A 26,384-nucleotide genomic window follows, 5' to 3' on the forward strand; every position below is an offset into this window, starting at 1 on the left:
ATGTTACATCAGCATGTACGGATTCATATCGATTGAAATCATTACATGCTTTTGCGCAATGTCGCGTTTATAGTGCTCCAGTATCTTTTTCAACTGAATCTGCAACTCGTTTTCCTGTCTGTATTTTATCACGCATTGATAGCGATATCTATCTTTGATCCTGGCGATCGGGGAAGCCGCCGGCCCGAGAATTTTCGTATCAGGCCCGCATCCCGCTCTTAAATAGTTTGTAATCTTTTCTGCGGTGACCGCGGCTTTTGCCGCTTCTTCATGAGAAACGGTCACCAGCGCCACGTAATAATAAGGCGGGTATGACTGGGCCCGTCTGTGCGCCATTTCCTGCTGAAAAAAAGTTTCATAGTCGTGCGTTTTCGTCAGCTGAATGCTGTAATGAGACGGTGTATACGTTTGAATGACCACCGTTCCCGGCTTTTCATGCCGCCCGGCCCGTCCGCTTACCTGCGTCAGCAGCTGGAATGTCTTCTCCGCAGCCCTGAAATCAGGGATGTGAAGCGTCGTATCTGCGCTTAATACTCCGACGAGCGTCACGTTCGGAAAATCAAGCCCTTTTGCGATCATTTGCGTACCGAGCAGGATATCCGCCTTCCCTTCACCGAACGCTGACAACAGTTTTTCATGGGCGCCTTTTCTTGAAGTGGTGTCCACATCCATCCTGATCACGCGCGCCTGAGGCAGCACTTTGGTAAGCTCCTCCTCCACACGCTGCGTGCCCGTGCCGAAAAAGCGGATATGTTCGCTGCCGCATTCCGGGCATGTTCCCGGGACAGGTTCCTCATGGCCGCAGTAATGGCATTTCAGCCTTTGTCCGTAGCGGTGATAAGTCATTGAAATGTCGCAATGCGGACATTGCGGCACATAACCGCAGTCCCGGCACATCACAAACGAGGAATACCCCCGTTTATTCAGGAAAAGGACGGCCTGCTCTTTTTTTGCAAGCTTCTCTTCCAGCTGTTCCATCAGCTCTCTTGAAAACATTGATCTGTTGCCGTTTCTCAGTTCTTCTCTCATATCAACGAGAGAAACGTCAGGCATGAGCTGGCGATTTACGCGATGTTTTAACGGAAGCAGCTCATAAACGCCTTTTTTCGCCCGCGCAAATGATTCCAATGTCGGCGTGGCGCTCCCGAGGACGACCGGACAGCTGTGATGCTCGGCCCGGTGGATGGCTACGTCCTTTGCATGATACCGCGGCATTTCCTCCTGCTTATAGGAAGATTCGTGCTCTTCATCAATAATGATCATGCCGAGATTTTCAAACGGGGCAAAGATGGCCGATCTGGCTCCGACGACAAGCCGGACTTCCTTGCGCTGAATCTTCCGCCATTCATCGTATTTTTCACCTGTGGATAATCCGCTGTGCATGACCGCAACCTGCGAGCCGAAGCGGCCTTTAAAACGGTTGACCATTTGCGGTGTCAACGAGATTTCCGGAACGAGCACGATAGCTTCTTGTCCTTTTGCCAGCACTTTTTCAATGGATTGCAGGTAAATTTCCGTCTTGCCGCTTCCCGTGACGCCGTGAAGCAGAAAGACGTGATGGACATGATCGGCTACGGCTTGTTTAATCGGCTCAAAAGCGGCCTGCTGCTCTTCTGTAAGAGAGAGCGGCTCTGTTTTTTTGAACATTCTGTCCTGATAAGGATCGCGGTAAACCTCCTCAAAGCTTTCCGTAAGAAGCCCCTTTTTAAGAAGCGTTTTCAGCGTCGCGGAACTGGAATCGGTCTTTTTGCAAAGCTCGGCCGCGGAAATCTTTGCTCCCCCGCCGATAAAATAAGTAAGCACGGCGAGCTGTTTAGAAGCCTGCTTTGTCAATGAATCTGCGTGCCGGGCGAGTTCTTCTTTGTCTGCCCCCGCTTCGATCATGCGGATCATTTTTTTATTCGTTTTTTGGGCGACTTTATATGTGACATCAATGCTTCCTTTGCGCACGAATTTCTGAAGTGACGAAAGAATGCTTTCATCGGTAATATCCGAGTACAGAAGACTTTTTTGATTCCTGAAAAGCTGTTTGATGTCCGGTGTCAGCGCTTCTTCGTCAACGACTTTCAGCTCTTTCTCGTACTTCGCCTTCAGTGCGGCGGGCAGCATTGCCTGAAGCGCCGTGATTTTAAACGACAGCGTTTTGTCAGAAAGCCATGAAGACAGCTGCATCAGTTCCTCAGTCAGAACGGGCGTCAAATCAAGAAGCTTCTCGACTTCCTTCATTGAGCCGCCGTTTAATTCAGACGAATCTTTCAAACCGGTCACAAATCCTTGAAGCTTGCGCGGGCCAAACGGGACAATCACCCGCATGCCGACTTCGATCATCCCTTTTAAATGATCGGGAATTTTGTAATCAAAGGGTCTGTCAATGTTTTTGGAGCTGACATCGACAATGACTTCTGCTACATTCATACCGGTTTTCGGTCCTCGGCTTTCAAAGCGGTCATTTCCTTCAGCATTTCAAAGGAAACATCAAGTTTAGACATAAGCGCAAGCTCCCGTTTTCTTCCGTCCCGGAAATAGAAGGTGACGACATTCGTATCCGTGCCAAATCCGGCCCCTTCCGCTTTCACATTATTCGCAACGATCATATCAAGGTTTTTCTGTTCGAGTTTTCTGCGCGCATAGCGTTCGACGTCTTGCGTTTCAGCCGCAAATCCGACCAGCAGCTGGTGTGTTTTCCGTTCGCCGAGTTCTTTCAGTATGTCTGCCGTACGGTTGAATTCGATCACGAGCGAACCGTCTTTCTTCTTCATTTTGTGATCAGAAACAGCCGCCGGCGTAAAATCGGCCACGGCCGCCGTCTTAATCACCATGTCGCATGAATCAAACACAGAAAGCACGGCTTCTTTCATATCAGCTGCCGATTGCACAGGAAGAAACTGATACAGCCCGACTGGCGGCTCTATTGACACCGGACCTGAAATCAGCGTCACCCGCGCTCCGAGACGGACGGCGGCTTCAGCAGCGGCGTAGCCCATTTTGCCGGTGGATTTATTTGTGAAGAAGCGGACAGGGTCCACGGCTTCGCGCGTCGGACCGGCCGTAATGACAATATGTTTTCCTTTCAGCGGCGCATCGTCTTCAGGCTCCTTAAAATGCTCTCTGACACGCTCAACAATAAGCTCCGGCTCCTCCAGCCTTCCTTTGCCGACATATCCGCATGCCAAATAGCCTTCACTCGGCTCGATAAAGCGGACCCCGTCCTGATAAAGCACAGAGATATTCCGTTTCACCGCCGGATGATCATACATATGGACATTCATCGCAGGCGCCACCCAGACCGGGGCCTCAGCCGCCAGCACCGTCGTTGTGAGCATATCGTCAGCAATTCCGTTGGCAAGCTTGCCGATGATATTTGCCGTAGCGGGCGCGACAATAATTAAATCCGCCCAGTCAGCGGCATCAATATGAGAAATCACCTTCGGATTCTGTTCATTAAATGTATCTGTATACACTTCATTCCGGCTCAGCGCCTGAAATGTCAGCGGAGAAACAAACTCACGCGCGGACTCAGTCATAATCACTTTGACGTTTGCGCCGGCCTGAACCAGCTTGCTCGTGAGTGCGGAAGCTTTATAAACGGCAATTCCTCCGCTTACGCATAGCAGAATGTTTCGGTTTTTCATGAAGTCTTCTCCCCTTTATGAAAGCATTGGACAAATCCCAAACGGAAAAAAATAACAACCTATGTAGAGATAGGTTGCTACGTGTGCTTGTTATTCGCTGTCTTCTCTTTCAAACGAAAGCAGGCCCGCGTCAATTTCTTCTAAAGCTTTGCCTACATATTTGTGAGAAATGGTATGTTCAATCTGCTGGTCTTTTTTGATCTGCATTTCACGCGCGCGTCTTGCAGACACGGTCACCAGCGTATATTTAGAATCTAATTTATTCATTAAAGAGTCAATTGACGGATCTAACATAAGTTATTCTACCTCCAGCATTTTCTTATATCTCGGAGCGACGCGTTCACGTTTTAAGTGCTCGGCGAGAACGATTGCGTTAATCTTATCGCAAGCCGTTTGGATATCGTCGTTTTCAACGACATAATCATACGCGTCCATCATTTCGATTTCAGCTTTTGCGGCATTCATTCTGTTTTCGATTAAATCGTCGGTTTCAGTCCCTCTTGTCACGATTCTGTTTTTCAGTTCAGAAAGACTCGGCGGCGCTAAGAAGATAAACAGGCCTTCCGGAAATGCATTCCGCACTTGGAGCGCGCCCTGCACTTCAATCTCTAAGAAGACGTCTTTTCCTTCTTGAAGCGTCTGTTCGACATAATCAACGGGCGTTCCGTAATAGTTGCCGACATATTCCGCCCACTCAAGCAGTTTGTTGTTTTCAATCATGCGTTCGAATTCATCTCTAGATTTAAAGAAATAATCGACGCCGTCGACCTCGCCCTCTCTCGGGTTTCTCGTCGTGACTGAAATTGAGTATTCAAATTTTGTGTCCTGTTGTGAAAATATTGCTTGCCGAACCGTTCCTTTTCCAACTCCGGAGGGACCTGAGAGAACGATTAATAACCCTCTTTCTTTCATGCGGCAATTACCCCTGCCCTTCATCCATAATTTCTTCTTTCACAGAAAGTCTGTGTGCAACTGTCTCAGGCTGGACGGCAGATAAGATAATGTGATCACTATCCATGACGACAACTGCACGGGTTCTTCGTCCGTATGTAGCGTCTATTAGCATTCCGCGGTCTCTTGCATCCTGGATCATTCGCTTTATTGGCGCAGACTCCGGGCTGACAATCGAAATCATCCGATTGGCGGAGATGATATTGCCAAATCCGATATTAATCAGTTTAATCGTCATCTTCTACGTTCCCCCTGTAAAATAGACGTCTCTAGTGTAACCTGAAGAGACCGTCTGTAAACAATACGCACAGTCGCTATTCTATATTTTGCACTTGTTCCTTCAATTTTTCAATAGAACTTTTCATTTCAACGACAAGCTTTGTGATTTGATGATCATTGGCTTTTGAGCCGATCGTGTTCGCTTCCCGGTTAAGCTCCTGAACAAGGAAATCAAGTTTGCGGCCGACTGCCCCGCCTTCTTTTAATATATCACGGAATTGAACAAAATGGCTCTTCAATCTGGTAATTTCTTCCGTGATATCAGAACGGTCGGCGAAAATGGCGCATTCCGTGATCAGCCTGCTTTCGTCGAGTGCGTCCTCCGTCCATTCCTTCATTCGGGCGTAAAGACGCTCGCGGTATTGAATAACAACGGCCGAAGCGCGCTCTTTCACCTGTTCGGACAGCGTCTCAAGCCGCTCAATGTGCAGAAAGCAGTCTTCCGCCAAAAGCCGTCCTTCTTTTTCCCTCATGTCACAAAGTTCCTTTACAGCCAGTTCAGCGGCTTCCCTGATGACTTCTTCAAGCTTGTCATCACGCATCTGTTCTTCGTGTATCTGCGCAATATGTTCAAATTTAAAGAAATCCATTGCATCGGGTTCTGCGGCCAGGCTGTAGCGCTCTTTCATGACGCGTGCGGCGCTCACATATTCATCAAGGAGCTCCCAATCGATGTTCAGGCTTCTTTTTATGAGCGCGTCACTGTTTACAGTGAGAAACAGCTCTACTCTTCCGCGCTGTATATGCTGCAATATCGTTTGTTTCAGCTTATCCTCTACATATAGCAAAGGCCGTGGCAGGCGGGCGTTCACTTCTTTGAACCGGTAATTGACGGATTTCAATTCAACGGTTGCCGAGAGATCGCCTTTTGTGCTGCTTGCGCTGCCGAAGCCTGTCATACTCCGTATCATATGAAACACCCAATTCTTTCCCGTTATCAAAATAAAAGGGCAATAGACATGCTATTACCCCTAAGATTATATCATATGGAATTATTTTTTTCTTGTCAAAAGTGAACCCGCCAGCAAAAAAGTAGGTATGCCCGACATCCCGATAATCAGCATCCAATCGCCCGGCGTAATCGGCACTGTTTTGAAAATCGGCTGCAGCGGCGGATAATAGATGACGATGACCATCAGGAAGATAGAAGAAATGATGGCGCCGAGCAGATAGATATTTTCAAACGGATTCCGGGAGAAAACAGACGTTTCGCTCCGGCAGTCAAACACGTGTATAAGCTGAGCCAGGACAAGAGTCGCGAATGCAACGGTCTGTGCGTAGGGCAGATTTTCAGGATTGCGGTGATAGACGATGATAAACGCTAAAATGGTTGCGGCTCCGATTAAAAACCCTCTTGATACGACTTTCCAGCCCAGTTTTCGCGCAAACACTCCTTCTTTCGGATGCCGCGGCTTCCGCCTCATCAGATCTCCTTCCGGCTGATCCATACCGAGGGCCATCGCCGGCAGCCCGTCAGTGACTAAGTTCACCCACAATATCTGAATCGGAACGAGCGGCAGCGGCAGAGCGAGAAGCATCGCAAACAGCATCACTAAAATTTCACCGACGTTGGAGGCGAGCAAATATCGGACGAATTTTCTTATATTTTCATAGATATTCCGTCCCTCTTTTATGGCTGATTTAATCGTAGCAAAGTTATCATCCACCAGAATGAGAGAAGAGGCTTCCTTTGCCACATCCGTTCCCGTCACGCCCATGGCAACACCGATATCTGCCTGCTTTATGGCCGGCGCGTCATTAACCCCGTCTCCCGTCATGGCGACGACGTGTCCGTTTTCCTGAAACGCTTTGACGATTTTCAATTTATGTTCAGGTGACACGCGTGCGAAGACGTAGACATCATCGACCGTTTCGATAAGTTCTTTCTCCGTAAGCTCATTCAGCGTCTTGCCGTCCATCACACGCCCCTTTTTCGGAAGAAGACGCAAATCTTTTGCAATGGCCTTTGCCGTTTCGACGTGATCTCCTGTGATCATAACCGTTTTAATGCCGGCCTCACGGCATTCTTTAATGGCCTGTCTGACCTCCGGACGGGGCGGATCAATCATGCCTGACAAGCCGAGCATCGTCAGATTTTTTTCCGCCTGCTCCATTGTCGGCTTTTCTCCGGGCTTAAGCGGTTTATAAGCAATCGCGATCGTACGCAAAGCTTGCGACGCCAGCTCTTTCAGAACCGCTTCCGTTTCTGCTTTCTTTTCTCCTGAAAAAGGCGTACTTCTTGCGCCGTGCATCAGATGTGACGAGCGGTCAATCAGCACATCGGGCGCTCCTTTAGTGATGACGAACTGCTTTTTTTCCTTATCCTCTATAATGACGGTCATCATTTTGCGGACGGAGTCAAACGGAAACTCGGCAACCACGCGGTATTGCCCGCTGAGCCAATCGTTTGAATAGCCGCCCTTTCTTGCAGCCGTCAGCAGCGCTCCTTCTGTCGGATCACCGTCGAGTACATAACGGCCGTCTTTCAGTGAGATTTCAGATGTGTTGCACAACGCGCCGAAAACCAGCATCTGTTCAAGAATCTTCTCATCTTTCGGCTTGATTTCCCGCTCATCGCGAGTGAAAACGCCCTCCGGCACATAGCCGATGCCCGACACTTTATAAATTTTGCCGCCTGACCACATATGGGTGACGGTCATTTTGTTTTGTGTCAGCGTGCCGGTTTTATCAGAACAAATGACAGAGGCGCAGCCCAATGTTTCAACCGCCGGGAGCTTTCTGACAATTGATTTTTGTTTGATCATGCGCTGGACGCCGATTGATAATGCCACCGTAACAATGGCGGGAAGCCCTTCCGGAATCGCGGCGACGGCCAATGACACCCCGGCCAAAAACATGCTGTAAAGATCATGTCCCTGTAAGACGCCGACTGCAACGACCAATACCGTTAAAAGGAGCGCGACGATAATTAAAATTTTGCCGAGCTCTTCAAGTCTTCGCTGCAGCGGTGTTGAAAGGCTGCCGGCGGATTCCAGCATATCGGCGATTTTCCCCATTGCCGTATTCATTCCTGTACCGACGACAACGCCGACACCGCTGCCGCGCGTTACGATCGTACCCATAAACGCCATATTGCTGATGTCGCCTAACGAAACATCCGGCTTTCTCAATTTATCGGCTTGTTTAACCACCGGAATTGATTCCCCGGTCAGCGCCGATTCCTCAATTTCAAGGCTTTTCGCTTCAACGATCCGCACATCCGCGCCAATCCGGTCGCCGCTTGAAAATTTCATGATATCGCCGGGAACGAGCTCCTTGGACTGAATTTTCTTCCAGCTCCCGTCCCGCAACGCTGACACATACGGCGTTGACAGCTCTTTTAATGCATGTAAAGACTTTTCCGCCCGCCGCTCTTGAAAAAAACCGAGAACCCCATTGACAAATACAATCGCCATAATCGCTACGGCATCTACATATTCGCCTAAAAACCCGGATATTAAGGTTGCCGCCAGCAGCACGAGCACCATAAAATCTTTAAATTGGGCGAAAAACACGGCGATCGCCGGTGTCCTCTTGCCCTCCTGAAGCTCGTTCGGCCCGTGCTTTTCAAGGCGTTTTTTCACCTCTTTTTCGGTCAACCCCTGTTTAATGGACGTATTTGTTGCTTTCAGCAAATCGGTTTGTCCCATTTCATGAAACTTCATTCTTCTCGTCCACTCCCCTGCCTCGCTTTAGAGATGTCACTCTGTAAACAAGCTTATTCTGACTCGTCCCTTTTCATGCTATAATTATCGAATGCAGGAAGAAGGAAAGGGTGTTTTATATGTCTTTTGATGGCATGTTTACATACGGAATGACACATGAATTAAACAGCCGGATTGCCGGAGGCCGGATCACGAGAGTCCATCAGCCTTTTAAGCACGATGTGATATTCCATATCCGCGCTAACGGAAAAAACCATAAATTATTATTATCGGCGCATCCGAGCTATTCACGGGTGCACATGACGAATCAGGCCTATGAAAATCCGAGCGAGCCGCCGATGTTTTGTACGCTGCTCAGAAAGCATATAGAAGGCGGATTTATTGAGAAAATAGAACAGGCCGGATTAGACCGGATTATGATATTCCGCATAAAAAGCAGAAATGAAATCGGCGACGAAACCGTAAGAACGCTGTATGTTGAAATTATGGGGCGGCACAGCAATATTATCCTGACTGACGGAGAAGGAGCCATCATCGACGGGCTGAAACATTTATCTCCGTCGATGAACAGCTACCGGACCGTTCTGCCGGGCTATGATTACAAGCTTCCTCCCGCTCAGGAAAAAATTTCGCCGCTCGCCGCGGACGAAGAAGACGTTTTGCGTTATCTCAGTTTTCAGGAAGGACGGCTTGACCAGCAGATCGTCAGACATTTCTCCGGTGTTTCTCCGCTGTTTGCAAAAGAAGCCGTTCACAGAGCGGGTCTCGCTAACAAAATAACGCTGCCGAAGACGCTGATTGAAATGTTCCATGCCGTGAAAGATTGCAGGTTTACACCAAACATTACAACAGCCGGCGGAAAGGAATACTTTTATCTCCTGTCTCTCACACATGTAAACGGAGAGGAGCGCACCTTTCACTCACTGAGTGAGCTGTTGGACCGGTTTTATTTCGGCAAGGCGGAACGCGACCGCGTCAAACAGCAGGCTCAGGATCTCGAGCGATTTGTCGCAAATGAACGGAAAAAGAACGCCAATAAGATAAAAAAGCTGGAAAAGACGCTCGACTACTCAGAGAATGCGAAGGAATTCCAGCTATACGGCGAACTGCTGACGGCGAATTTATATATGCTGAAAAAAGGTGACAAAGAAGCGGAAGTCATCAATTATTATGATGAAGAAAGTAAGACAGTGACCATTCCTTTAAATCCGAACAAAACACCGTCAGAAAACGCGCAGATGTATTTTACAAAGTATCAAAAGGCTAAGAATTCCGTCGAGGTGGTAAAAGAACAGATCCGTCTGGCCGAGGAGGAAATCGCTTATTTCGATCAGCTGATCCAGCAGCTCTCCTCCGCCTCCACAAAGGATATTCACGAAATAAGGGAAGAGCTTGTGGAAGGCAAATATCTGCGACCGAAACAGCAGCGAGGACAGAAAAAGCAGAAGCAGCACGTTCCTGTTTTGGAGCAATATGAATCTTCACGGGGATTGACGATTCTTGTCGGCAAAAACAATAAACAAAATGAATACTTAACGACAAAAGCTGCCGCAAGGGATGATTTATGGTTCCACACGAAAGACATTCCCGGTTCCCACGTTGTGATTAAAAGCAGCGATCCGGATGAACAATCCATACTGGAGGCGGCTGCGATCGCCGCTTATTTTTCCAAGGCGAAAGATTCCGGCTCCGTTCCCGTTGATTATACAAAAATCAGACACGTGAAAAAGCCAAACGGCGCAAAGCCCGGATTTGTCACCTATGACAGCCAGCATACCGTATTTGTCACACCTGATGCCGACCTTGTCATACGGCTGAAAAAATAAACGCACCTCCAAGCTGAAACCCGCACTCAGCTTGGAGGTGTTTTTTATTACTTATAAACGGAGACGAAACTCTCCCAGCCGTCAGAACCGATCTTTACAGTATCTGATCAGTTTCCCGTCATGTCTGCCTGATCCGCCGGGGCCGTCTCTGATTAAAACGGTCACACCTGATTTGGCGGCGGATACTGTCACCTTCCCTCGCCGAACCTGAGCACATCCGGGCGGGTCTCTGACCTTTCCTTTGTATGCGGGCGGAATCCAGGCGGCATCGGGACCAGATAAATATTCCGCGTCACTTCGCAATCCTGACCGCTTGTCGGCATATAACATTCAAACTGCCCGCTTTCGTTTTGAATTGTTCACATTCGGGGACTGTCAGGACAGTATAAAAAATACCCTGCCTGATGACAGACAAGGTGTTTTTTATGATCTTCTTCTTTTCTCAAATAAACGATCCACTTCTTCAGCCAAATCAGCAGTAATGAGAGGCTCTATGTCCTCAGCCAGTCTTTTCGTATGTGCCGGGCTTGCGCCGCTTGTTGATACGGATACTTGAATGCGACCTTTGCGGATGATCTTCGGCATATACACGCTGCCCTGTTCAGCCTCGCTTACACAATTGACCAGCTGCGTTTCAGAAGCGGTCGCGGCTATCTCCTGATTCACGCTGCGGTCATTTGTCGCGGCAATGATGAAAAAAGCGGGCGCGAGATCCTTCATTTCAATTTTACGGGAAACCCAGCGAATACGTCCTTCATCCGCCAGCTGTTTCATTTCAGGCAGGGCATCGGGACTGATTACAGTAATATCCGCGCCTTCCGGAAGCACCGTTTTGAGCCTTCTTAAGGCAACATTGCCTCCGCCCGCGATGATAATTCTTTTTCCGCTTAGATTAATGTGCAGAGGCAGCATACTGTCCCCCCTTAAAATCAAACTGGCCGCCGGGGTTTCGAACAGCTTCTGACACACGGTTCAAAAACGCCTGCTTAATATGCGGGTGAAAACCTAAGTATGAAGCGAGATGAACATTTTGATTGATCGTTTGAAGCTTTTGAACTTCCCGTTCAATCTCAGTCATTAAAAGCCCGGTAAACAGAAGATATGGAACGATAAAAACGGGTGCTCCGTCATCCTCTTCAAGGCCGGCAAACACTTCTTTATAGTGCGGGTCACATGCTGTTAAAAAACAAGGGATGACTTCTTTAACAGGTGTAATCGCCTCAAGTTTTCCGGCAATCTTACTGACTGCGTTTTTAACTGCCGGATCTGTGCTTCCTCTTCCGATCAGCACCACTTTCGCCTGCTCAATGGGCACTCCGGTATCTTCAATGCGCTGATGCACCGCTTTTACAACTTCATCGTCCACTCCGATCGGAACACCATATGTCACTTTTATATCGGGATGCAGGGCCGCCGCACGGGCGATTTCAGCCGGAATGTCATGTTTTGCGTGGGCAGCGGTCAACAGCAGCAAAGGCACGGCCGCAATATGAGTGGCGCCTTGTCTGACACATGCTTCAAATCCCGCTTCAATAGACGGTTCCTGCAGTTCTAAAAAACAGATTTCCTGAATGGGAGCGTCAGCGTGCGGCATGCACCCTTTTAAAAACGCCGCCGACTCTGTCTGCGCTTTTTTCAGCCTGCTTCCGTGCCCGATGTATAAAATCGCCTGCTTCATTTACAACGCCTCGCTCAAATCCAGATTTTTCTGTTCAGATGCATACCAGTCCAGTTTGCAGTGATAATTGACGACATCACCGATAACAATTAAGCTCGGGTTTTTGATTTCTTCTTTTATCACTGTGTCTGAAAGCGTGCCGACGGTGCAGACGACTGTTTTTTGCCTGTCCGTCGTTCCCCAATGAATAAAGGCTGCCGGGGTGCCGGCGTCTCTGCCGTTTTCCAGCAGCATTCTTTCAATCTGCCGGATATTTTTAATTCCCATATAAATCACCAGCGTATCAATACCCGTCGCCAGCGCTTTCCATTTTTCTTCAAAGTCGTCTTCTTGTTTATAATGCCCCGTAACGAATGCGACATTGGAGCTCGCCTCTCTGTGCGTCACGGGAATGCCGGCATAAGCAGCAGCCGCGATTCCTGATGTAATGCCGGGAACGATCTCAAACGGAATGGCGTTTTGCGCGAGAGCCTCCGCTTCTTCGCCTCCGCGGCCGAAAACAAACGGGTCGCCCCCCTTTAGCCTTACAACGGTTTTTCCTTTTTTCGCATACTTCACAAGGAAACGGTTGATCGTATCCTGTTTCATAATGTGAAAATCCGGGAGCTTGCCGCAGTAAATCAGATCCGCTTCTTCTCCGGCATACTGTAAAATCTCTTTGCTTACCAATCTGTCATATAATATAACGTCCGCTTTCTGTATGGCTTTCATTGCCTTCACCGTTAATAAGTCCGGATCTCCCGGACCGGCTCCAACGATAAATACTTTCCCCATAGCATGTCTCCCCGATCCGTTTTGAAATCTTCCCAGAACAGCCGCGAGGCCGCACTTCAGCTATTTTACCATATCCCGCCATTAGGGGGGATATCCGGTTGATTGCGCGGCCTTTTTGGACCTATTATGCTAAGCTGTTTTTCACAAAGTCAACCAGTCTTCCGGTGCATTCTTCGCGTTCACATTTGCCTGAATCAAGTACGAGCTCAGGCGCTTTCGGCTCTTCATACGGTGAGTCGATCCCCGTAAAGAACGGAATTTCACCATTTCTTGCTTTTTTATATAAACCTTTCGGATCGCGTTTTTCACATATATCGAGGTCGCATTTCACATAGATTTCATTAAATTCGCCCTCTGCCACAAGCTCTCTCACCTGATCTCTGTCCTCACGGAACGGAGAAATAAAAGCCGTGATGACGATGGTTCCCTGCTGAACGAAAAGCTTCGCCACTTCCCCGATTCGGCGTATATTTTCCTTGCGGTCATCATCGGAAAAACCTAAGTCCTTGTTTAAGCCGTGGCGGATGTTATCACCATCAAGCACGATGACTTGATAGCCTTGTTCAAACAGCTCGCGCGCTGCGGCGTTTGCAATCGTGGATTTCCCTGAACCGCTTAAGCCCGTCAGCCAGAGGATAGAGCTTTTATGCTTGTTTTTCTGCTGGTATTCTTCTTTCGTTATTGAGGCTTCATGCCACACGATATCACGATTTGTCACTCTATTTTCCTCCTTAAGAAACGCCTGATTCTTCTTTCGTTTTCAGCCCTTTAATCAACACCTCGACAACTTCAGGACGGCTGAATTCCGCCGGCGGCATGACGCCGCTTCGCAGCATTTCTCTAACCTTTGTTCCTGACAGAATGACGTGGTCTTCTCTGTCATGCGGGCATGTTTTGGCCGTTCCCATGTTGCCGCATTTCCGGCAGAAGAAGCTGTGCTCGAATTTCATCGGTGTAATCCCGAGTTCATCCGCTGTAAATTGATCAAACAGCTCTTGCGCTTCATATGTGCCGTAGTAATCACCGACGCCGGCATGATCGCGGCCGACGATAAAATGCGTGCAGCCGTAGTTTTTGCGGACAAGCGCGTGGAAAATGGCTTCTCTCGGCCCCGCATACCGCATTGCCGCCAAAAATACGCCGAGGAAAACACGGTCTTTCGGATAATAATGATCGAGCAGCACCTGGTAGCTTTCCATTCTGACATCCGCCGGAATGTCATCTGATTTTGTTTCACCGACGAGCGGGTTCAAAAACAGGCCGTCAACCGTCTCAAGCGCGGTTTTTTGGATATATTCGTGGGCGCGGTGAACCGGATTTCTCGTTTGGAAACCGACGATGGTTTTCCAGCCCTTTTCTTCGAAGCTTCGTCTTGTATCGGCAGGTTCAAATGTAAACTCGGGAAACTGCTTTGACGCTTTTTTAACTAATGTGATCGGCCCGCCGATATACGTATCGCCGCGTGAAAATAATTTTTTCACGCCCGGATGCGCGGCATCATCGGTTTTATATACGTGAACAGCTTCTTTTTGTTTATCCGGCGTATAAATATCTTCGATGTCGACGACGCCATATGTTTCTCCGCCGTAAGTCAGTTTCACCGTGTCGCCGACGGCAAGCTCAGCCGCTTTTTCTGAATCGACCGGAAGCGTGATCGGCAAGGACCAGACAACCCCGGATGCCAGACGCATATTTTCAACGACTGACACGTAATCTTTTTCTGTGAAAAATCCTTCAATCGGGCTGTACCCCCCGATGCCGATCAGCTCTAAATCAGCGAACGAAATCAAATCAAGCTCAATTTCTTTTTGGACGGATGTAAGATCATACTGCTCATTCACCCGATTAATTAATGTTCCTCCGTGCGGTGCTAAACTCATAATACATGACTCCTCCCAGTTAACAGATAAATAAACTCAGATTAATAGTTAAATGCCTCCGCCTTGTTCATGGACAGAGCGTTTCTCTTTTCGGATGGCTTTCATCAGACTGGCGGCTCCGCCAGCTGCCAAAAGCACGCTGGCCATCATAAAGATGGAATAGTAATCTCCTTTTAACAGCAGGGAGACAAGCAGATACGAAATCGACAGTGACAAAAACGGCGAAACGACCCATACTTTGAGCATCGTTTTCACGACTTCTTTATGAAAAACGTTCGGCCCGTTTTTGGCCATTCCGATGCCGATAATTGATGATGATGTGACTTGCGCCAATGGGACCGGCAGACCGAAGACGGAACTGATAATGACAAGCCCCGCGCCGGTTCCTGAAAGCAGTATGCCTTCTCCGGCTGAAAATCTCGTAATCTTTTTCCCGTTGGTTTCAAGCACTTTACGTCCTAAAAGCAGAGCGCCGAGAGCGACAAAGATGCCTCCGTACAGCGTTCCTTTGGACACGCTGAGCACGCCCGCAGCAACCAAAGGGCCCACCGCATTTGCGACATTGTTCATTCCGGCTGAAAAAGCTTCCCAAAACCCCGCAATCAGCAGCACAATCCCTAAAATCTTCTGTTTCCGATTCGAAATGACTCGAATATTCAGAGAACTGAATACCTTCGAGACGAGAAACGTGAAACAGAACGCGACGAACGGTACGAGCACCCAAAAACTCACGATGACCAAAAGATGCTGTAAAAACAATACTTTGTACGCGACGCCGACACCGACAATCGCCCCGACAGTGACCTCACTCGTCGACAGCGGAATGCCGAGCACATTCGCCGTGAATAACGATAGCGCCGCCGATCCGATAATAATGCAGACAATGGTGAGCGTAATGGTTTGTTCGGGAATGATTCCGCCGCTGATCGTCTTAACGACTTCTCCGCCGCCGATAACCGCCCCTGACAGGACTCCGGCCGCGCAAATGATCAGCGCATACGTTTTCTTTTTAACGGCGCCGGACCCGTAAGCGACTCCCATTGAAGCCGCGGCTCCGCTGGCTCCGATATTCATGGCAAAAAACAGGCAGAATAAAATAGCGGCTAATTCCATCGTGCAGCTCCTTTATTCATGCAGTCCGCATTCTGTTTTCGCCATGCCGTTCCATCTGCCGCTCCGCAAATCTTCCGCGGTAAATGCAGGTGAAGTGCACGGTTCACAGCCGATGCTCGGATACCCCTGATCGTGGAGGATATTGTAATCCAGCTCATGCTTGGAAGTATATCTCCAGATGTCTTTCCATGTCCAATGGATCAGCGGGCATACTTTAATCGATTGAAACTTGTCGTCTTTATTCAGGAAATTCGTATTCGCCCGGCTCGGCCCTTGATCCCGGCGAAGACCGGACAGCCATGCCGGATGCCCCGCGAGCGCTTCTCTTAACGGCAGAATTTTTCTGATGTAGCAGCACTGGTTCGGTTCTCTTTCCCACAGTTTATCTCCGTGAGCCTCGGCCTGTTCCTCAAGAGTAAGGCTTGGCTTTTTCAGGATAATGTTCAGCCCCGGGTAACGCTCTTTCACTTTTTCAATCGTTTCATATGTTTCTTTAAAGTGAAGACCCGTATCAAGAAACACGATTTCCGCGTCTTTCTTTACTTTAGAAATTAAATCGATCAGGACGATGCCTTCAATCCCGAAGCTGCACGCGTAAACAAGCTGGTCTCCGTAGTGGCCGTATGCCCATTTTAAAACGGACAGCGCGCCTTTATAGGAATCGTCTTCCGGAAATGTAATCGCCGGCTCTTCCCATGTGTCATACGTTAGCATTTTTTCTTTCCTCCTCCCGGAGACAATCAAACAGCTGTTGTTTTCTGCCGGTTGTCTTATCCCTCAATCTTTTTTTCATATAAAAAACTTTCAATCCAGCGGAATGAAAGACAGTGACCCGGTATAGCCCTTATCTTCAAAATGCTGTGCATTTTTCTGGATGCGGCACCTTGCAATTCACGCAGGTTGCCGGGCGTCATCGGTCCAGTCCCTCAGCCGCTCTTGATAAGCTTTTTAGATTTGTACTAAATTTTAGCACAATTCTAACAGAAGTCAACCCGAGTTTTTTGATAGGAATAATAAAACAGGCCCTGAGGCCTGTTTTTATTGTCATTATTTTTTAAACCAATCTTTTGACTCGGGATTTAATTTCCATGATTTCAGTTTTTCAATGTCAGCTGAATGAATCGTTCCGTTTTCAAGCGCGACTTCAATCAGCGTGTCATAATCCGTTAACGAGTAATAAGGAAGACCCGCTTTTTTAAAGGCTTCTTTTGCTTTCGGCAGTCCGTATGTAAAAATGGAAATGACGCCGAGAACTTCCGCGCCCTCTCTTTGAAGGGCCGCCGCAGCTTCAAGCACGCTGCCCCCGGTAGAAATCAAGTCTTCAATCACGACTGTTTTTTGTCCTTTCTTAATGGCGCCTTCTATTTGATTTCCTTTGCCGTGCGCTTTCGGTTTGCTTCTGACGTAGCACATCGGCGCGCCTGTACGATCTGCGAGAAGCGCAGCATGCGGAATGCCCGCCGTTGCAGTGCCCGCGATCATCTCCGCCTCGGGGAAATGCTCTTTCAGCAGTTTTCCGAGCCCGTCCGCCACATCATTTCTCACTTTTGGATACGACAATGTCAGACGGTTGTCACAATAGATCGGTGATAAAATGCCGCTCGCCCACGTAAACGGCTCATTCGGGCGTAAAAAGACAGCTTCAATGTGTAATAGATGTTTTGCGATAGCCTGTTTCATCGGCGAACGCCCTCCCATTCCAGTTTAATTGCTTCATATGCTTTAACGGGGTTTTCCGCTTTTGTAATTGAGCGGCCCACGACGATGGCTGACGACCCGTTTTCTTTCGCAAATAACGGAGTCGCCGTCCGGACTTGATCGTCAGCTGCGTCACTGGCCGTGCGGATGCCCGGTGTGACTGTCAGAAATGAAGGCCGGACCGCTTCATAAATGGCTTTTGTTTCATGTACCGAACATACCACTCCGTCCAGCCCGCACTCTTCCGCCATTTTGCCGTAATGCACAACCGTTTCTAACAGCGGCTTATGCAGCAGAAGCTCTTCCTTCGCCACCTGCTCTGAAGTGCTGGTCAGCTGAGTCACCGCGATTAAAGACGGTCGTTTTCTGCCTGCCGGCGTGCCTTCTTCAAGCCCCTCTAGGGCCGCGCGCATCATGCGTGCGCCCCCTGCCGCATGCACATTGACGAGATCAACGCCGAGGCCGGCAAGCCGCCTCATCGCTTTATTGACCGTAGTCGGGATATCATGAAGCTTTAAATCTAAAAATATATCACAGTTCCGTTCTTTTAATTGGTGAATGATGGCGGGGCCTTCCTGATAAAAAAGTTCCATCCCCGTTTTGACAAAAAGCCTTTCCTTTTCAAACAAGTCTAAAAACGTTAAAGTCTCTTCCCTTGATGCAAAATCAAGCGCGATGATGGGCAGGTTGTTTTTCATGTTTCCAGCTCCTTCCGATGCATTCACTTACAGATTGAAAGCCGTGTTGGCGCAGCACACGGGGGAGCTGTTCTATGATTTCCGGGCAGACGAACGGATTGACGAAGTTCGCCGTGCCGACGGCAACCGCACTCGCTCCCGCAAGAAGAAATTCTAATGCATCCTCTGCGGTCTGAACGCCGCCCATCCCGATAATCGGGATTTGAACGGCCTGGCTGACTTCGTATACCATCCGGATGGCGACCGGTTTGATCGCCGGGCCTGACAGTCCGCCCGTTTTATTTGCTAAGATCGGCCGTCCCGTCTTGAGATCGAGCCTCATCCCGATGAGTGTATTAATCATCGTCAGACCGTCAGCACCGGCCGCTTCAATCGCTTTGGCAATTTCGGTTATGTTTGCGACATTAGGCGAAAGCTTCACATACACAGGCACTGCGGAAACTTCTTTCACCGCTTTTGTCAGTTCGGCCGCCATGACGGGATCAGTGCCAAAAGCAATCCCCCCCGTTTTGACATTCGGACATGAAATGTTAAGCTCAAGCGCATGCACATTCGGCGCTTGGCTGATGTGCTCGGCCACTTCTTTATAGTCGTCCACCTGAGAACCGGCGACATTTGCGATAATCGGCGTGTCAAATTGTTCGAGCCAAGGCAGCTCATGATTGAGCACATGCTCAAGCCCGGGATTTTGCAGTCCGATGGCATTCAGCATTCCCGCGCTTGTCTCCGCCACTCTCGGCGTAGGATTTCCGAAGCGGGCTTCGTTCGTCGTTGCTTTAATCATAATGCCTCCGAGACATGATAAATCGTAAAATCCGGCATATTCTTTCCCGAAACCGAAACATCCGGAAGCGGGGATGATCGGATTTTTCAATTGGAGACCCGGCAGATTCACTTCTAACATTACAGCGCCACCTCCTCAGCTTTAAATACCGGCCCGTCAAGGCAGACCTTTACATAGGATGTATCGCTTTCACCCGTGCGGCACACGCAGGCGAAGCAGGCCCCGATGCCGCAGCCCATCCGCTCTTCCATCGAAAGGTAAACCTCTTTATGGCCGTACTGCTGCTTCAGAGCTTTCAGCATCGGTGTCGGTCCGCAGCTTAGCAGGACATCGAATTCGAGCTGCTTTTCACGGATGATATCGGTGACAAATCCTTTCTCTCCATATGTTCCGTCAGCCGTCGCCACATAGGTGTCTCCGTACGCACGACATTCCTGTTCGTAAAAAACATCCTTTGCTGATTGAAATCCAAGCACATGAATGACGTTTACGCCTTTTTCCGTCAGGCGCTTTGATAGTTCCTGCAAAGGCGGAACCCCGACTCCGCCTCCGACTAACAGCGCGGTTTTGCCGGGTTCAATCCGCCGGACGGGGAATCCGTTGCCGAGAGGGCCGAGAACGTCTATCCTGCCGCCCTCTTTTTTCTCGGACAAAAGACGCGTTCCCTCACCGTCAGCTCTGTAGATAACGGATACTTCATTCGCGGCGAAATTGACGTCCGCAATGCTGAGCGGTCTTCTTAATAGCGGCGTGACCGCGTCACTCACCTTCAGATGAAGAAATTGACCCGGCTCGGTAAGGTGCCGGACAAGCTCTCCTTTCAGCACCATCTTATAAATCCTGTCGGCAATCTCTAAGTTGGATTGAACAGTCAAATGCGCTTTTTTCATATCGTGACTGCCGCCTTTTGATTGGTTTCGGATGCAGGCATATGATCCGCCCGGAATGTCATGCTTTCCAATACCCGCAAAATGGCTTCGGCCGTATCTAAAGATGTCAGGCAGGCGACTCCGTTCTCAACGGATTCGCGGCGGATTCTGAAGCCGTCTCTGGCCGGCTGTTTGCCCTTTGTCAGCGTATTGATGACAAATTGCGCTTCGCCGTTTCTGATGACATCGAGCAGATTTTTCCCTTCTTCACCGATTTTTCCGACGACCTGAGCCGGAATCTGAGCGTCTTTCAAATAAGCCGCCGTTCCTTCCGTTGCTAAGATTTTATAGCCGATGGCGTGGAACCGCTTGGCGATCAGCAATCCTTCTTCTTTATCTTTATCGGCAACGGTCAACAGCACTGAGCCGTAGTTCGGAATTTGAATACCAGAGGCAATCAGCGCTTTATAGAGCGCTTTTTCAAGGGTTGAATCTTTGCCCATGACCTCTCCCGTCGACTTCATTTCAGGGCCTAACGTAATATCCACTCTTCTCAGCTTCGCGAATGAGAAGACAGGCGCTTTCACGAATACCCCCTGTTGTTCAGGCTGCAGCCCCTCTTGATAGCCGAAATCAGCAAGCTTTTGGCCGAGAATGACCTTTGTCGCCAGGTTCGCCATTGGGATTTTTGTGATTTTGCTTAAGAACGGCACGGTTCTGCTTGACCGCGGATTTACCTCAAGCACATACACCTCGCCTTTCGACAGTACGAACTGGATGTTCAGCAACCCGATGATGTTAAGGCCTTTTGCCAAGGCTACAGTGTATTGTTCGATTTTTTTCTTTATGTCTTCGCTTAAAGACTGAGGCGGATAGACGGCGATTGAATCCCCTGAATGGACGCCGGCCCGCTCGATATGCTCCATAATTCCCGGAATAACGACTGTTTCGCCGTCAGATACGGCATCGACTTCGATTTCTTTCCCCGTCAGATAACGGTCGATTAACACCGGATGCTGCGGGTTGATTTTGACCGCATTTTTCATATAGTGAAGCAGCTCTTCTTCGTGATAGACGATTTCCATCGCCCGGCCGCCGAGCACATACGAAGGGCGGACAAGTACCGGATAGCCGATGGATGCGGCGATTTTGACCGCTTCGTTCACCGACACGGCGGTTTTTCCGAGCGGCTGCGGCACATTCAGCGCCTCAAGCGCCTGCTCGAACTTATCCCGGTCTTCCGCACGGTCTAAATCTTCTAGTGATGTGCCGAGAATTTTGACGCCGCGGGCGCTCAATTCTTCCGCAAGATTGATCGCCGTCTGGCCGCCGAATTGGACAACAACGCCTTCCGGCTGTTCCAAATCGATGATGTGCATGACATCTTCAACCGTTAGCGGTTCAAAATACAGTTTGTCTGATATACTGAAATCAGTGGACACCGTCTCAGGATTGTTGTTGATAATAATCGCTTCATAGCCTGCCTGCTTGATCGCCCAGACAGAATGAACGGTCGCATAGTCAAATTCGACGCCCTGTCCGATACGGATCGGCCCGGAACCGAGGACGACGACGCTTTTTCTTGAAGTAACCTCAGACTCGTTCTCTTCCTCATATGTGCTGTAGAAGTACGGGGTTTCTGATTCGAATTCCGCCGCGCATGTATCCACCATTTTATATACAGGCTTGATGTCTGCTTCTTTTCGCATTTGATACAGCTCTTGTTCCGGCATATTCCATTCCCGGCTGATATATTTGTCGGAGAAACCGAGTTCCTTCGCTGTCTGAAGGACGGCGAGGCTGCCTTTTTCCGCTTTCAGCTCTGTTTCAAAAGCGACCAGCTTCCAGAGCTTGTGCAAAAAGAATACGTCAATTGCGGAAAACTCATGAAGCTGCTCCACTGTATAGCCTCTTCTGAACGCTTCAGCAAGATAAAACAGGCGTTCATCCCCGGCTTTTCTGATCCGTTTTTCCAAAAGTCCGTCAGAAATCTCTTCCGCATCCTTCAGTTCCAGGTGATAGACATCGGCTTCCAGTGAGCGGACCGCCTTTAACAGCGATTCTTCAAGGGTGCGTCCGATGGCCATGACCTCTCCGGTGGCTTTCATTTGCGTCCCGAGCCTGCGGTTTGCCGACTCAAATTTGTCGAACGGCCAGCGCGGGATTTTAGAAACGACATAGTCAAGCGCGGGCTCAAAAGCCGCATATGTTTTTCCCGTTACGGGATTCATCATTTCATCAAGAGAAAGCCCGACTGCGATTTTCGCCGCAAGCTTTGCGATCGGGTAACCCGTCGCTTTTGAGGCGAGGGCAGATGAGCGGCTCACCCGCGGATTCACTTCGATAATGTAATATTGGAAGCTGTCGGGATCGAGCGCGAGCTGAACATTACAGCCGCCTTCAATGCCGAGCGCGCGGATCAGCTTTAATGAAACATTGCGCAAAAGCTGGTATTCCCGGTCGCTCAAAGTCTGGCTCGGGGCAACGACGATGCTGTCGCCCGTATGGATGCCGACCGGATCGATATTTTCCATGTTGCAGACGACGATCGCGTGATCTCTGCTGTCTCTCATGACTTCATATTCGATCTCTTTGTAACCGGCAATGCTTTTTTCCAGAAGGCACTGATGGACGGGGCTGAGTTTTAATCCGTTTTCGACGATCTCTTTCAGTTCCGCTTCATTCGAGCAGATGCCGCCGCCCGTTCCGCCTAATGTGTAAGCGGGGCGCACGATAACCGGAAACCCGATCCGGCCGACAAATTCCTCGGCTTCCTGTAAAGTGCGGATGATCTCACTTTCCGGCACCGGTTCATTCAGCTCATTCATCAGCGTACGGAATAAGTCGCGGTCTTCCGCCTGCTGGATGGCGGACAGCTTTGTGCCGAGCACTTCCACCCCGCATTCCTCAAGAACCCCGAGTTCAGACAGCTCGACGGCAAGGTTCAGTCCGGTCTGTCCTCCCAGAGTCGGCAGGATGGCGTCCGGCCGTTCTTTTCTGATAATACGCGTGAGAAACTCCGGCGTCAGCGGCTCTATGTATACCCGATCAGCCATTTCCGTATCCGTCATAATCGTTGCCGGATTCGAGTTGACGAGAATGACTTCATAGCCTTCTTCCTTTAAAGCGAGACACGCCTGTGTGCCCGCATAATCAAATTCCGCCGCCTGTCCGATAATAATCGGGCCTGATCCGATCACTAAAATCTTTTTAATATCTACGCGTTTTGGCATACCGCTTCCCCTTCTTTCTCAGTTGTTTCGATCAAGTCAATGAATCTGTCAAATAAATGATTGGCGTCTTCCGGCCCCGGTGAAGCTTCAGGGTGGTACTGAACCGTAAATGCCGGCAACGTTTTATGCTTGAGTCCTTCGATCGTTTGATCATTGATCGCAATGTGCGTCACTTCAAGCTCTGTCTCATCTATTGAAGAAACTGTATATCCGTGGTTTTGGGCGGTTAAAGCGACTTTCCCTGTCGCAAGCTCTTTAACCGGATGATTGGAACCCCTGTGTCCGAATTTCATTTTTTCCGTTTCCGCTCCGGATGCCAGCGCAAATAATTGGTGGCCGAGGCAGATTCCGAATAACGGCACCTTCCCGAGTATGCCTTTTATCATTTCAATGGCTTCCGGCACATCTTTCGGATCTCCGGGTCCGTTAGAAAGCATGATGCCGTCCGGCTTGAGCTGAAGCACTTCTTCCGCCGTTACATTGTACGGCACAACGATGACATCGCATTTTCTTTTGTTTAACTCTCTTAAAATGCCGTGCTTCATACCGAAATCGACGAGTACGATGCGTTTGCCGCGGCCCGGACTCGGATATGCCGTTTTCGCAGATACTTGAGCGACTTGATTTCTCGGCAGTTCCGTTTCTTTCAGCCTTGCAAGAACCTCACCGACATTCTCCTCGCTTGAAGCAAACGTTCCTTTTAATGCGCCGGCCGTGCGGATCATTCTTGTGAGCTTTCTCGTGTCAATCCCTTGTAAGCCGGGGATATTTTTCATTTTCAAATACTCGTCAAGCGTGTAAGCCGAACGCCAGTTGGAAGGCAGCTCGCACAGTTCTTTTACGATCAGCCCTTTTACAAAAGGAGTGATGGATTCAAAGTCATCTCTGTTAATTCCGTAGTTGCCGATCAGAGGATACGTCAGCGTCACGATCTGCCCGCAGTAAGAAGGGTCTGATAAAATTTCCTGATAACCGGTCATTCCCGTGTTGAATACAACTTCACCCGCGGTATGTTCCAGGCTCCCGAATGCTTCACCCTCAAATACCGCTCCATTTTCCAGCACTAGTCTTCTTTTCATTTGACGAGTCTCCCTTCTTCATATGCAAGCTTACCGGCAGCCATCGTTGCAACAGGCCAGCCGAAGCACTTCATCTTGTTGAATGGCGTATTTTTTCCTTTAGATAAAAATGTATCTTTGTCAATGGCCGCTTCTTTTTCCAGATCAATCAGGGTAATGTCAGCCGGCGCCCCCGGTGCAAGCGTTCCGTACGGAAGACCGAATGCCTCGCAAGGTTTTACCGTCATGAAATCAACCAGCTGCTTCAGCGTCCACGTCCCGTTTTTCACAAAATGTGTGTACAGAAGCGGAAAGGCTGTTTCTAAACCGACGATACCGAAAGGCGCAAGCTTCATATCCGTGTTTTTCTCTTCTTCTGTATGCGGCGCATGGTCAGTGGCGATGAAATCAATCGTGCCGTCTAAAAGCCCTTCAATCAGCGCCTCTCTGTCCTCTTTGCTGCGAAGGGGCGGATTCATTTTAAAATTGGTATCAAGTCCCGGGATATCTTCGTCACAAAGCAGCAGGTGGTGCGGCGACACTTCCGCCGTCACGCGGATTCCCGCTTTTTTTGCGTCTCTTACGGCTCTGACGGATTCTTTCGTGCTGATATGACACACATGGTAATGGCAGCCCGCCGCTTCCGCCAGCAGGACGTCACGGGCGATATGTACCGCTTCACAAATGGAAGGTATGCCGTTCAGGCCGTTCGCTTTTGAAAAAGATCCTTCATGCACGCTTCCGCCGTAAATAAGCGAGTTATCCTCACAATGAGCGACAATCGCTTTATTCATTGAAGCCGCCCGTTTCATGGCTTCATACATCATTCCTGCCGTCTGAACGCCGACGCCGTCATCGGTGAAGGCGAATGCGCCCGCTTCATGAAGCGCCTCAAAATCTGTCATTTCTTCGCCGATTTGTCTGATCGTAATTGATGCGTAAGGAAGGACCCTGACAGATGAGGTTTCTTTGATCCGGTTTTGCAGCCATTCCATCTGCTCTTTCGTATCCGGCACCGGTCTTGTATTCGGCATGGCTGCGACTGTGGTAAAGCCGCCCCGCGCCGCGGCTTTAGAGCCCGTCTCAATGGTTTCTTTTTTCTCGCCGCCCGGTTCTCTGAAGTGGACATGAAGGTCTACGAGTCCCGGTGAAACAAACAGTCCGTCAGCGTCGATCACCGTTTCTCCTTCTTTCACTGTCAGAAGCCCGGTTTCCGTAATGAATTCACCCGTTACCCGGATATCCTGTGCCACTTTTTCTCCCTGTTCATTTAACATCCAGCCGTTTTTAATGAGATAAGACATAAGCCGCTTCTCCCCTTTTCACATTGGTTTGCAGTGCTCTTTTTAAGACTGCCATTCTGATATACACACCATTTTCCATTTGTTTAAAGATTCTTGATTTTCCGCATTCCACTAATGTTGTGTCAATTTCGACTCCTCTGTTCACCGGTGCGGGATGCATGATGATGGCATGCCGCTTCATGCTCTCCGCCCGCTTTGCGGTCAGCCCGTATGCTTCCAGATAGCCTTTTTGGTCGGCTTCTGTCTGATGCCTTTCATTTTGGATGCGGAGCAGCATGACGACATCTGAAGCTTGTATGGCTTCATCCGTCTGAACACAGGTGCCGAAGGCGTTTTTCTCATCCTGCCATTGCGGCGGACCAGAAAACAGCACGCGTGCGCCGAGCCTTGTCAGCACCTCGGCATTCGACCTTGCCACCCTGCTGTGTTTGATATCGCCATGAATGGAAACCGTCAGGCCCTGAAAGGTCTCAAATTCCTCTTGAATCGTCATTAAATCGAGCAATGACTGAGTCGGGTGCTGGCCGCAGCCGTCGCCGGCGTTTAAGATCGGAATATTGACTCTGCCGGTCAGATCTTTGTAATATTCATCCGTGCTGTGCCGGATGACGCAGGCGTCCGCTCCGATTGATTCCAGTGTTTTGACCGTGTCATATAAGGACTCGCCTTTTTGAACGCTTGTGCTCGTATCGTCTAAGCTGAGCACGTTCATTCCGAGTTTCTTTTCCGCCACTTCAAAGCTGAACCGCGTTCTCGTGCTCGGTTCAAAAAACAGATTCGCAACGAATTTCCCCGCGAGATCGGGGCGGACTGTTCCCTCTTTTATCGCTTTTGCCTCACGCAGCAGTTCTGTAATTTCAGCAGTGCTCAGTTCAGACATTGCCGTTAAATGATTCATATTTTTCTCCTCCGTTTCCGCTTGAAGGCCGTAAAAAAACACCC

Annotated in this window: 24 protein-coding genes and 1 riboswitch; of the genes, 1 reads left to right on the top strand and 23 read right to left on the bottom strand. The window is 49.3% G+C overall.

What is annotated here, in order from left to right:
* Window positions 1-3 precede the first annotated feature (3 nt).
* The 7 genes from priA to OVA33_RS16915 form a co-directional block, all read right to left on the bottom strand.
* A complete protein-coding gene (gene priA, locus OVA33_RS16885) occupies window positions 4-2,415 on the bottom strand; it encodes a primosomal protein N' (protein WP_063636632.1) in 2,412 nt (803 codons plus the stop codon).
* The gene (gene coaBC, locus OVA33_RS16890; protein ID WP_014417741.1) at window positions 2,412-3,632 is read right to left on the bottom strand and encodes a bifunctional phosphopantothenoylcysteine decarboxylase/phosphopantothenate--cysteine ligase CoaBC; all 1,221 of its coding nucleotides are present in this window, start codon (window positions 3,630-3,632) and stop codon (window positions 2,412-2,414) included. Before coaBC ends, priA begins: the two co-directional genes overlap by 4 nt.
* A 90-nt stretch (window positions 3,633-3,722) precedes the next feature.
* On the bottom strand, window positions 3,723-3,926 hold the full coding sequence (gene rpoZ, locus OVA33_RS16895) for a DNA-directed RNA polymerase subunit omega (RefSeq protein WP_003154346.1): 204 nt from the start codon (window positions 3,924-3,926) through the stop codon (window positions 3,723-3,725).
* A 3-nt stretch (window positions 3,927-3,929) separates the two neighbouring features.
* Window positions 3,930-4,544 carry a guanylate kinase gene (gene gmk / locus OVA33_RS16900; protein WP_003154347.1) on the bottom strand — a complete coding sequence of 205 codons (615 nt, stop codon included), beginning with the start codon at window positions 4,542-4,544 and terminating at the stop codon, window positions 3,930-3,932.
* A 7-nt stretch (window positions 4,545-4,551) separates the two neighbouring features.
* A complete protein-coding gene (gene remA / locus OVA33_RS16905) occupies window positions 4,552-4,821 on the bottom strand; it encodes an extracellular matrix/biofilm regulator RemA (RefSeq protein ID WP_003154355.1) in 270 nt (89 codons plus the stop codon).
* 76 nt (window positions 4,822-4,897) lie between these two features.
* Window positions 4,898-5,773: a YicC/YloC family endoribonuclease gene (locus OVA33_RS16910; protein ID WP_014417740.1), complete on the bottom strand. Its 876-nt coding sequence runs from the start codon at window positions 5,771-5,773 to the stop codon at window positions 4,898-4,900.
* Between the two features lie 81 nt (window positions 5,774-5,854).
* Complete coding sequence (locus tag OVA33_RS16915; RefSeq protein ID WP_014417739.1) at window positions 5,855-8,527, bottom strand: calcium-translocating P-type ATPase, SERCA-type; 2,673 nt, start codon at window positions 8,525-8,527, stop codon at window positions 5,855-5,857.
* A gap of 119 nt (window positions 8,528-8,646) precedes the next feature.
* Here OVA33_RS16915 and OVA33_RS16920 point away from each other — a divergent pair, with 119 nt between their 5' ends.
* Window positions 8,647-10,353, top strand: a complete 1,707-nt coding sequence (locus tag OVA33_RS16920; RefSeq protein ID WP_014417738.1) for an Rqc2 family fibronectin-binding protein — start codon at window positions 8,647-8,649, stop codon at window positions 10,351-10,353.
* Window positions 10,354-10,434: 81 nt separating this feature from the next.
* Here the strand turns inward: OVA33_RS16920 and OVA33_RS16925 are convergent, their stop codons facing one another.
* From OVA33_RS16925 to OVA33_RS17000, 16 genes are all read right to left on the bottom strand, one after another.
* Window positions 10,435-10,683 carry a hypothetical protein gene (locus OVA33_RS16925; protein ID WP_017417756.1) on the bottom strand — a complete coding sequence of 83 codons (249 nt, stop codon included), beginning with the start codon at window positions 10,681-10,683 and terminating at the stop codon, window positions 10,435-10,437.
* Between the two features lie 93 nt (window positions 10,684-10,776).
* Entirely contained in the window at window positions 10,777-11,265 is a 489-nt protein-coding gene (locus tag OVA33_RS16930) for a precorrin-2 dehydrogenase/sirohydrochlorin ferrochelatase family protein (RefSeq protein ID WP_063636631.1), read from the bottom strand.
* On the bottom strand, window positions 11,246-12,031 hold the full coding sequence (locus OVA33_RS16935) for a sirohydrochlorin chelatase (RefSeq protein WP_071181756.1): 786 nt from the start codon (window positions 12,029-12,031) through the stop codon (window positions 11,246-11,248). Before OVA33_RS16935 ends, OVA33_RS16930 begins: the two co-directional genes overlap by 20 nt.
* Window positions 12,032-12,805 (bottom strand): uroporphyrinogen-III C-methyltransferase, encoded by a 774-nt coding sequence (cobA, locus tag OVA33_RS16940; RefSeq protein ID WP_007409740.1) that lies wholly within the window; start codon window positions 12,803-12,805, stop codon window positions 12,032-12,034.
* 124 nt (window positions 12,806-12,929) lie between these two features.
* Entirely contained in the window at window positions 12,930-13,523 is a 594-nt protein-coding gene (gene cysC, locus OVA33_RS16945) for an adenylyl-sulfate kinase (protein WP_007611313.1), read from the bottom strand.
* Between the two features lie 13 nt (window positions 13,524-13,536).
* Complete coding sequence (gene sat, locus OVA33_RS16950; protein ID WP_063636630.1) at window positions 13,537-14,685, bottom strand: sulfate adenylyltransferase; 1,149 nt, start codon at window positions 14,683-14,685, stop codon at window positions 13,537-13,539.
* Window positions 14,686-14,733: 48 nt separating this feature from the next.
* The gene (locus OVA33_RS16955; protein WP_012117522.1) at window positions 14,734-15,798 is read right to left on the bottom strand and encodes a sulfate permease; all 1,065 of its coding nucleotides are present in this window, start codon (window positions 15,796-15,798) and stop codon (window positions 14,734-14,736) included.
* Window positions 15,799-15,810: 12 nt separating this feature from the next.
* Window positions 15,811-16,512, bottom strand: a complete 702-nt coding sequence (locus tag OVA33_RS16960) for a phosphoadenylyl-sulfate reductase (protein ID WP_003154369.1) — start codon at window positions 16,510-16,512, stop codon at window positions 15,811-15,813.
* Between the two features lie 127 nt (window positions 16,513-16,639).
* Window positions 16,640-16,744: riboswitch (SAM riboswitch) on the bottom strand.
* A 101-nt stretch (window positions 16,745-16,845) separates the two neighbouring features.
* A complete protein-coding gene (gene pyrE, locus OVA33_RS16965; RefSeq protein WP_007611309.1) occupies window positions 16,846-17,478 on the bottom strand; it encodes an orotate phosphoribosyltransferase in 633 nt (210 codons plus the stop codon).
* Window positions 17,475-18,194, bottom strand: coding sequence for an orotidine-5'-phosphate decarboxylase (gene pyrF / locus OVA33_RS16970; protein WP_063636629.1), 720 nt, complete (start codon window positions 18,192-18,194; stop codon window positions 17,475-17,477). The genes pyrE and pyrF overlap by 4 nt, the downstream gene beginning before the upstream one ends.
* Window positions 18,163-19,098 carry a dihydroorotate dehydrogenase gene (locus tag OVA33_RS16975; RefSeq protein ID WP_003154377.1) on the bottom strand — a complete coding sequence of 312 codons (936 nt, stop codon included), beginning with the start codon at window positions 19,096-19,098 and terminating at the stop codon, window positions 18,163-18,165. Before OVA33_RS16975 ends, pyrF begins: the two co-directional genes overlap by 32 nt.
* Window positions 19,098-19,868, bottom strand: coding sequence for a dihydroorotate dehydrogenase electron transfer subunit (locus OVA33_RS16980; RefSeq protein WP_063636628.1), 771 nt, complete (start codon window positions 19,866-19,868; stop codon window positions 19,098-19,100). Before OVA33_RS16980 ends, OVA33_RS16975 begins: the two co-directional genes overlap by 1 nt.
* Entirely contained in the window at window positions 19,865-23,080 is a 3,216-nt protein-coding gene (gene carB / locus OVA33_RS16985; RefSeq protein ID WP_017417747.1) for a carbamoyl-phosphate synthase (glutamine-hydrolyzing) large subunit, read from the bottom strand. Before carB ends, OVA33_RS16980 begins: the two co-directional genes overlap by 4 nt.
* Window positions 23,065-24,159 carry a carbamoyl phosphate synthase small subunit gene (locus OVA33_RS16990; protein ID WP_007409730.1) on the bottom strand — a complete coding sequence of 365 codons (1,095 nt, stop codon included), beginning with the start codon at window positions 24,157-24,159 and terminating at the stop codon, window positions 23,065-23,067. The genes carB and OVA33_RS16990 overlap by 16 nt, the downstream gene beginning before the upstream one ends.
* The gene (locus OVA33_RS16995; RefSeq protein ID WP_025649476.1) at window positions 24,156-25,442 is read right to left on the bottom strand and encodes a dihydroorotase; all 1,287 of its coding nucleotides are present in this window, start codon (window positions 25,440-25,442) and stop codon (window positions 24,156-24,158) included. Before OVA33_RS16995 ends, OVA33_RS16990 begins: the two co-directional genes overlap by 4 nt.
* The gene (locus OVA33_RS17000) at window positions 25,426-26,340 is read right to left on the bottom strand and encodes an aspartate carbamoyltransferase catalytic subunit (RefSeq protein ID WP_014417729.1); all 915 of its coding nucleotides are present in this window, start codon (window positions 26,338-26,340) and stop codon (window positions 25,426-25,428) included. The genes OVA33_RS16995 and OVA33_RS17000 overlap by 17 nt, the downstream gene beginning before the upstream one ends.
* Between the last annotated feature and the right edge of the window lie 44 nt (window positions 26,341-26,384).

Source organism: Bacillus sp. KICET-1 (assembly GCF_027721405.1).
GTDB classification, from domain to species: Bacteria; Bacillota; Bacilli; order Bacillales; family Bacillaceae; genus Bacillus; species Bacillus velezensis.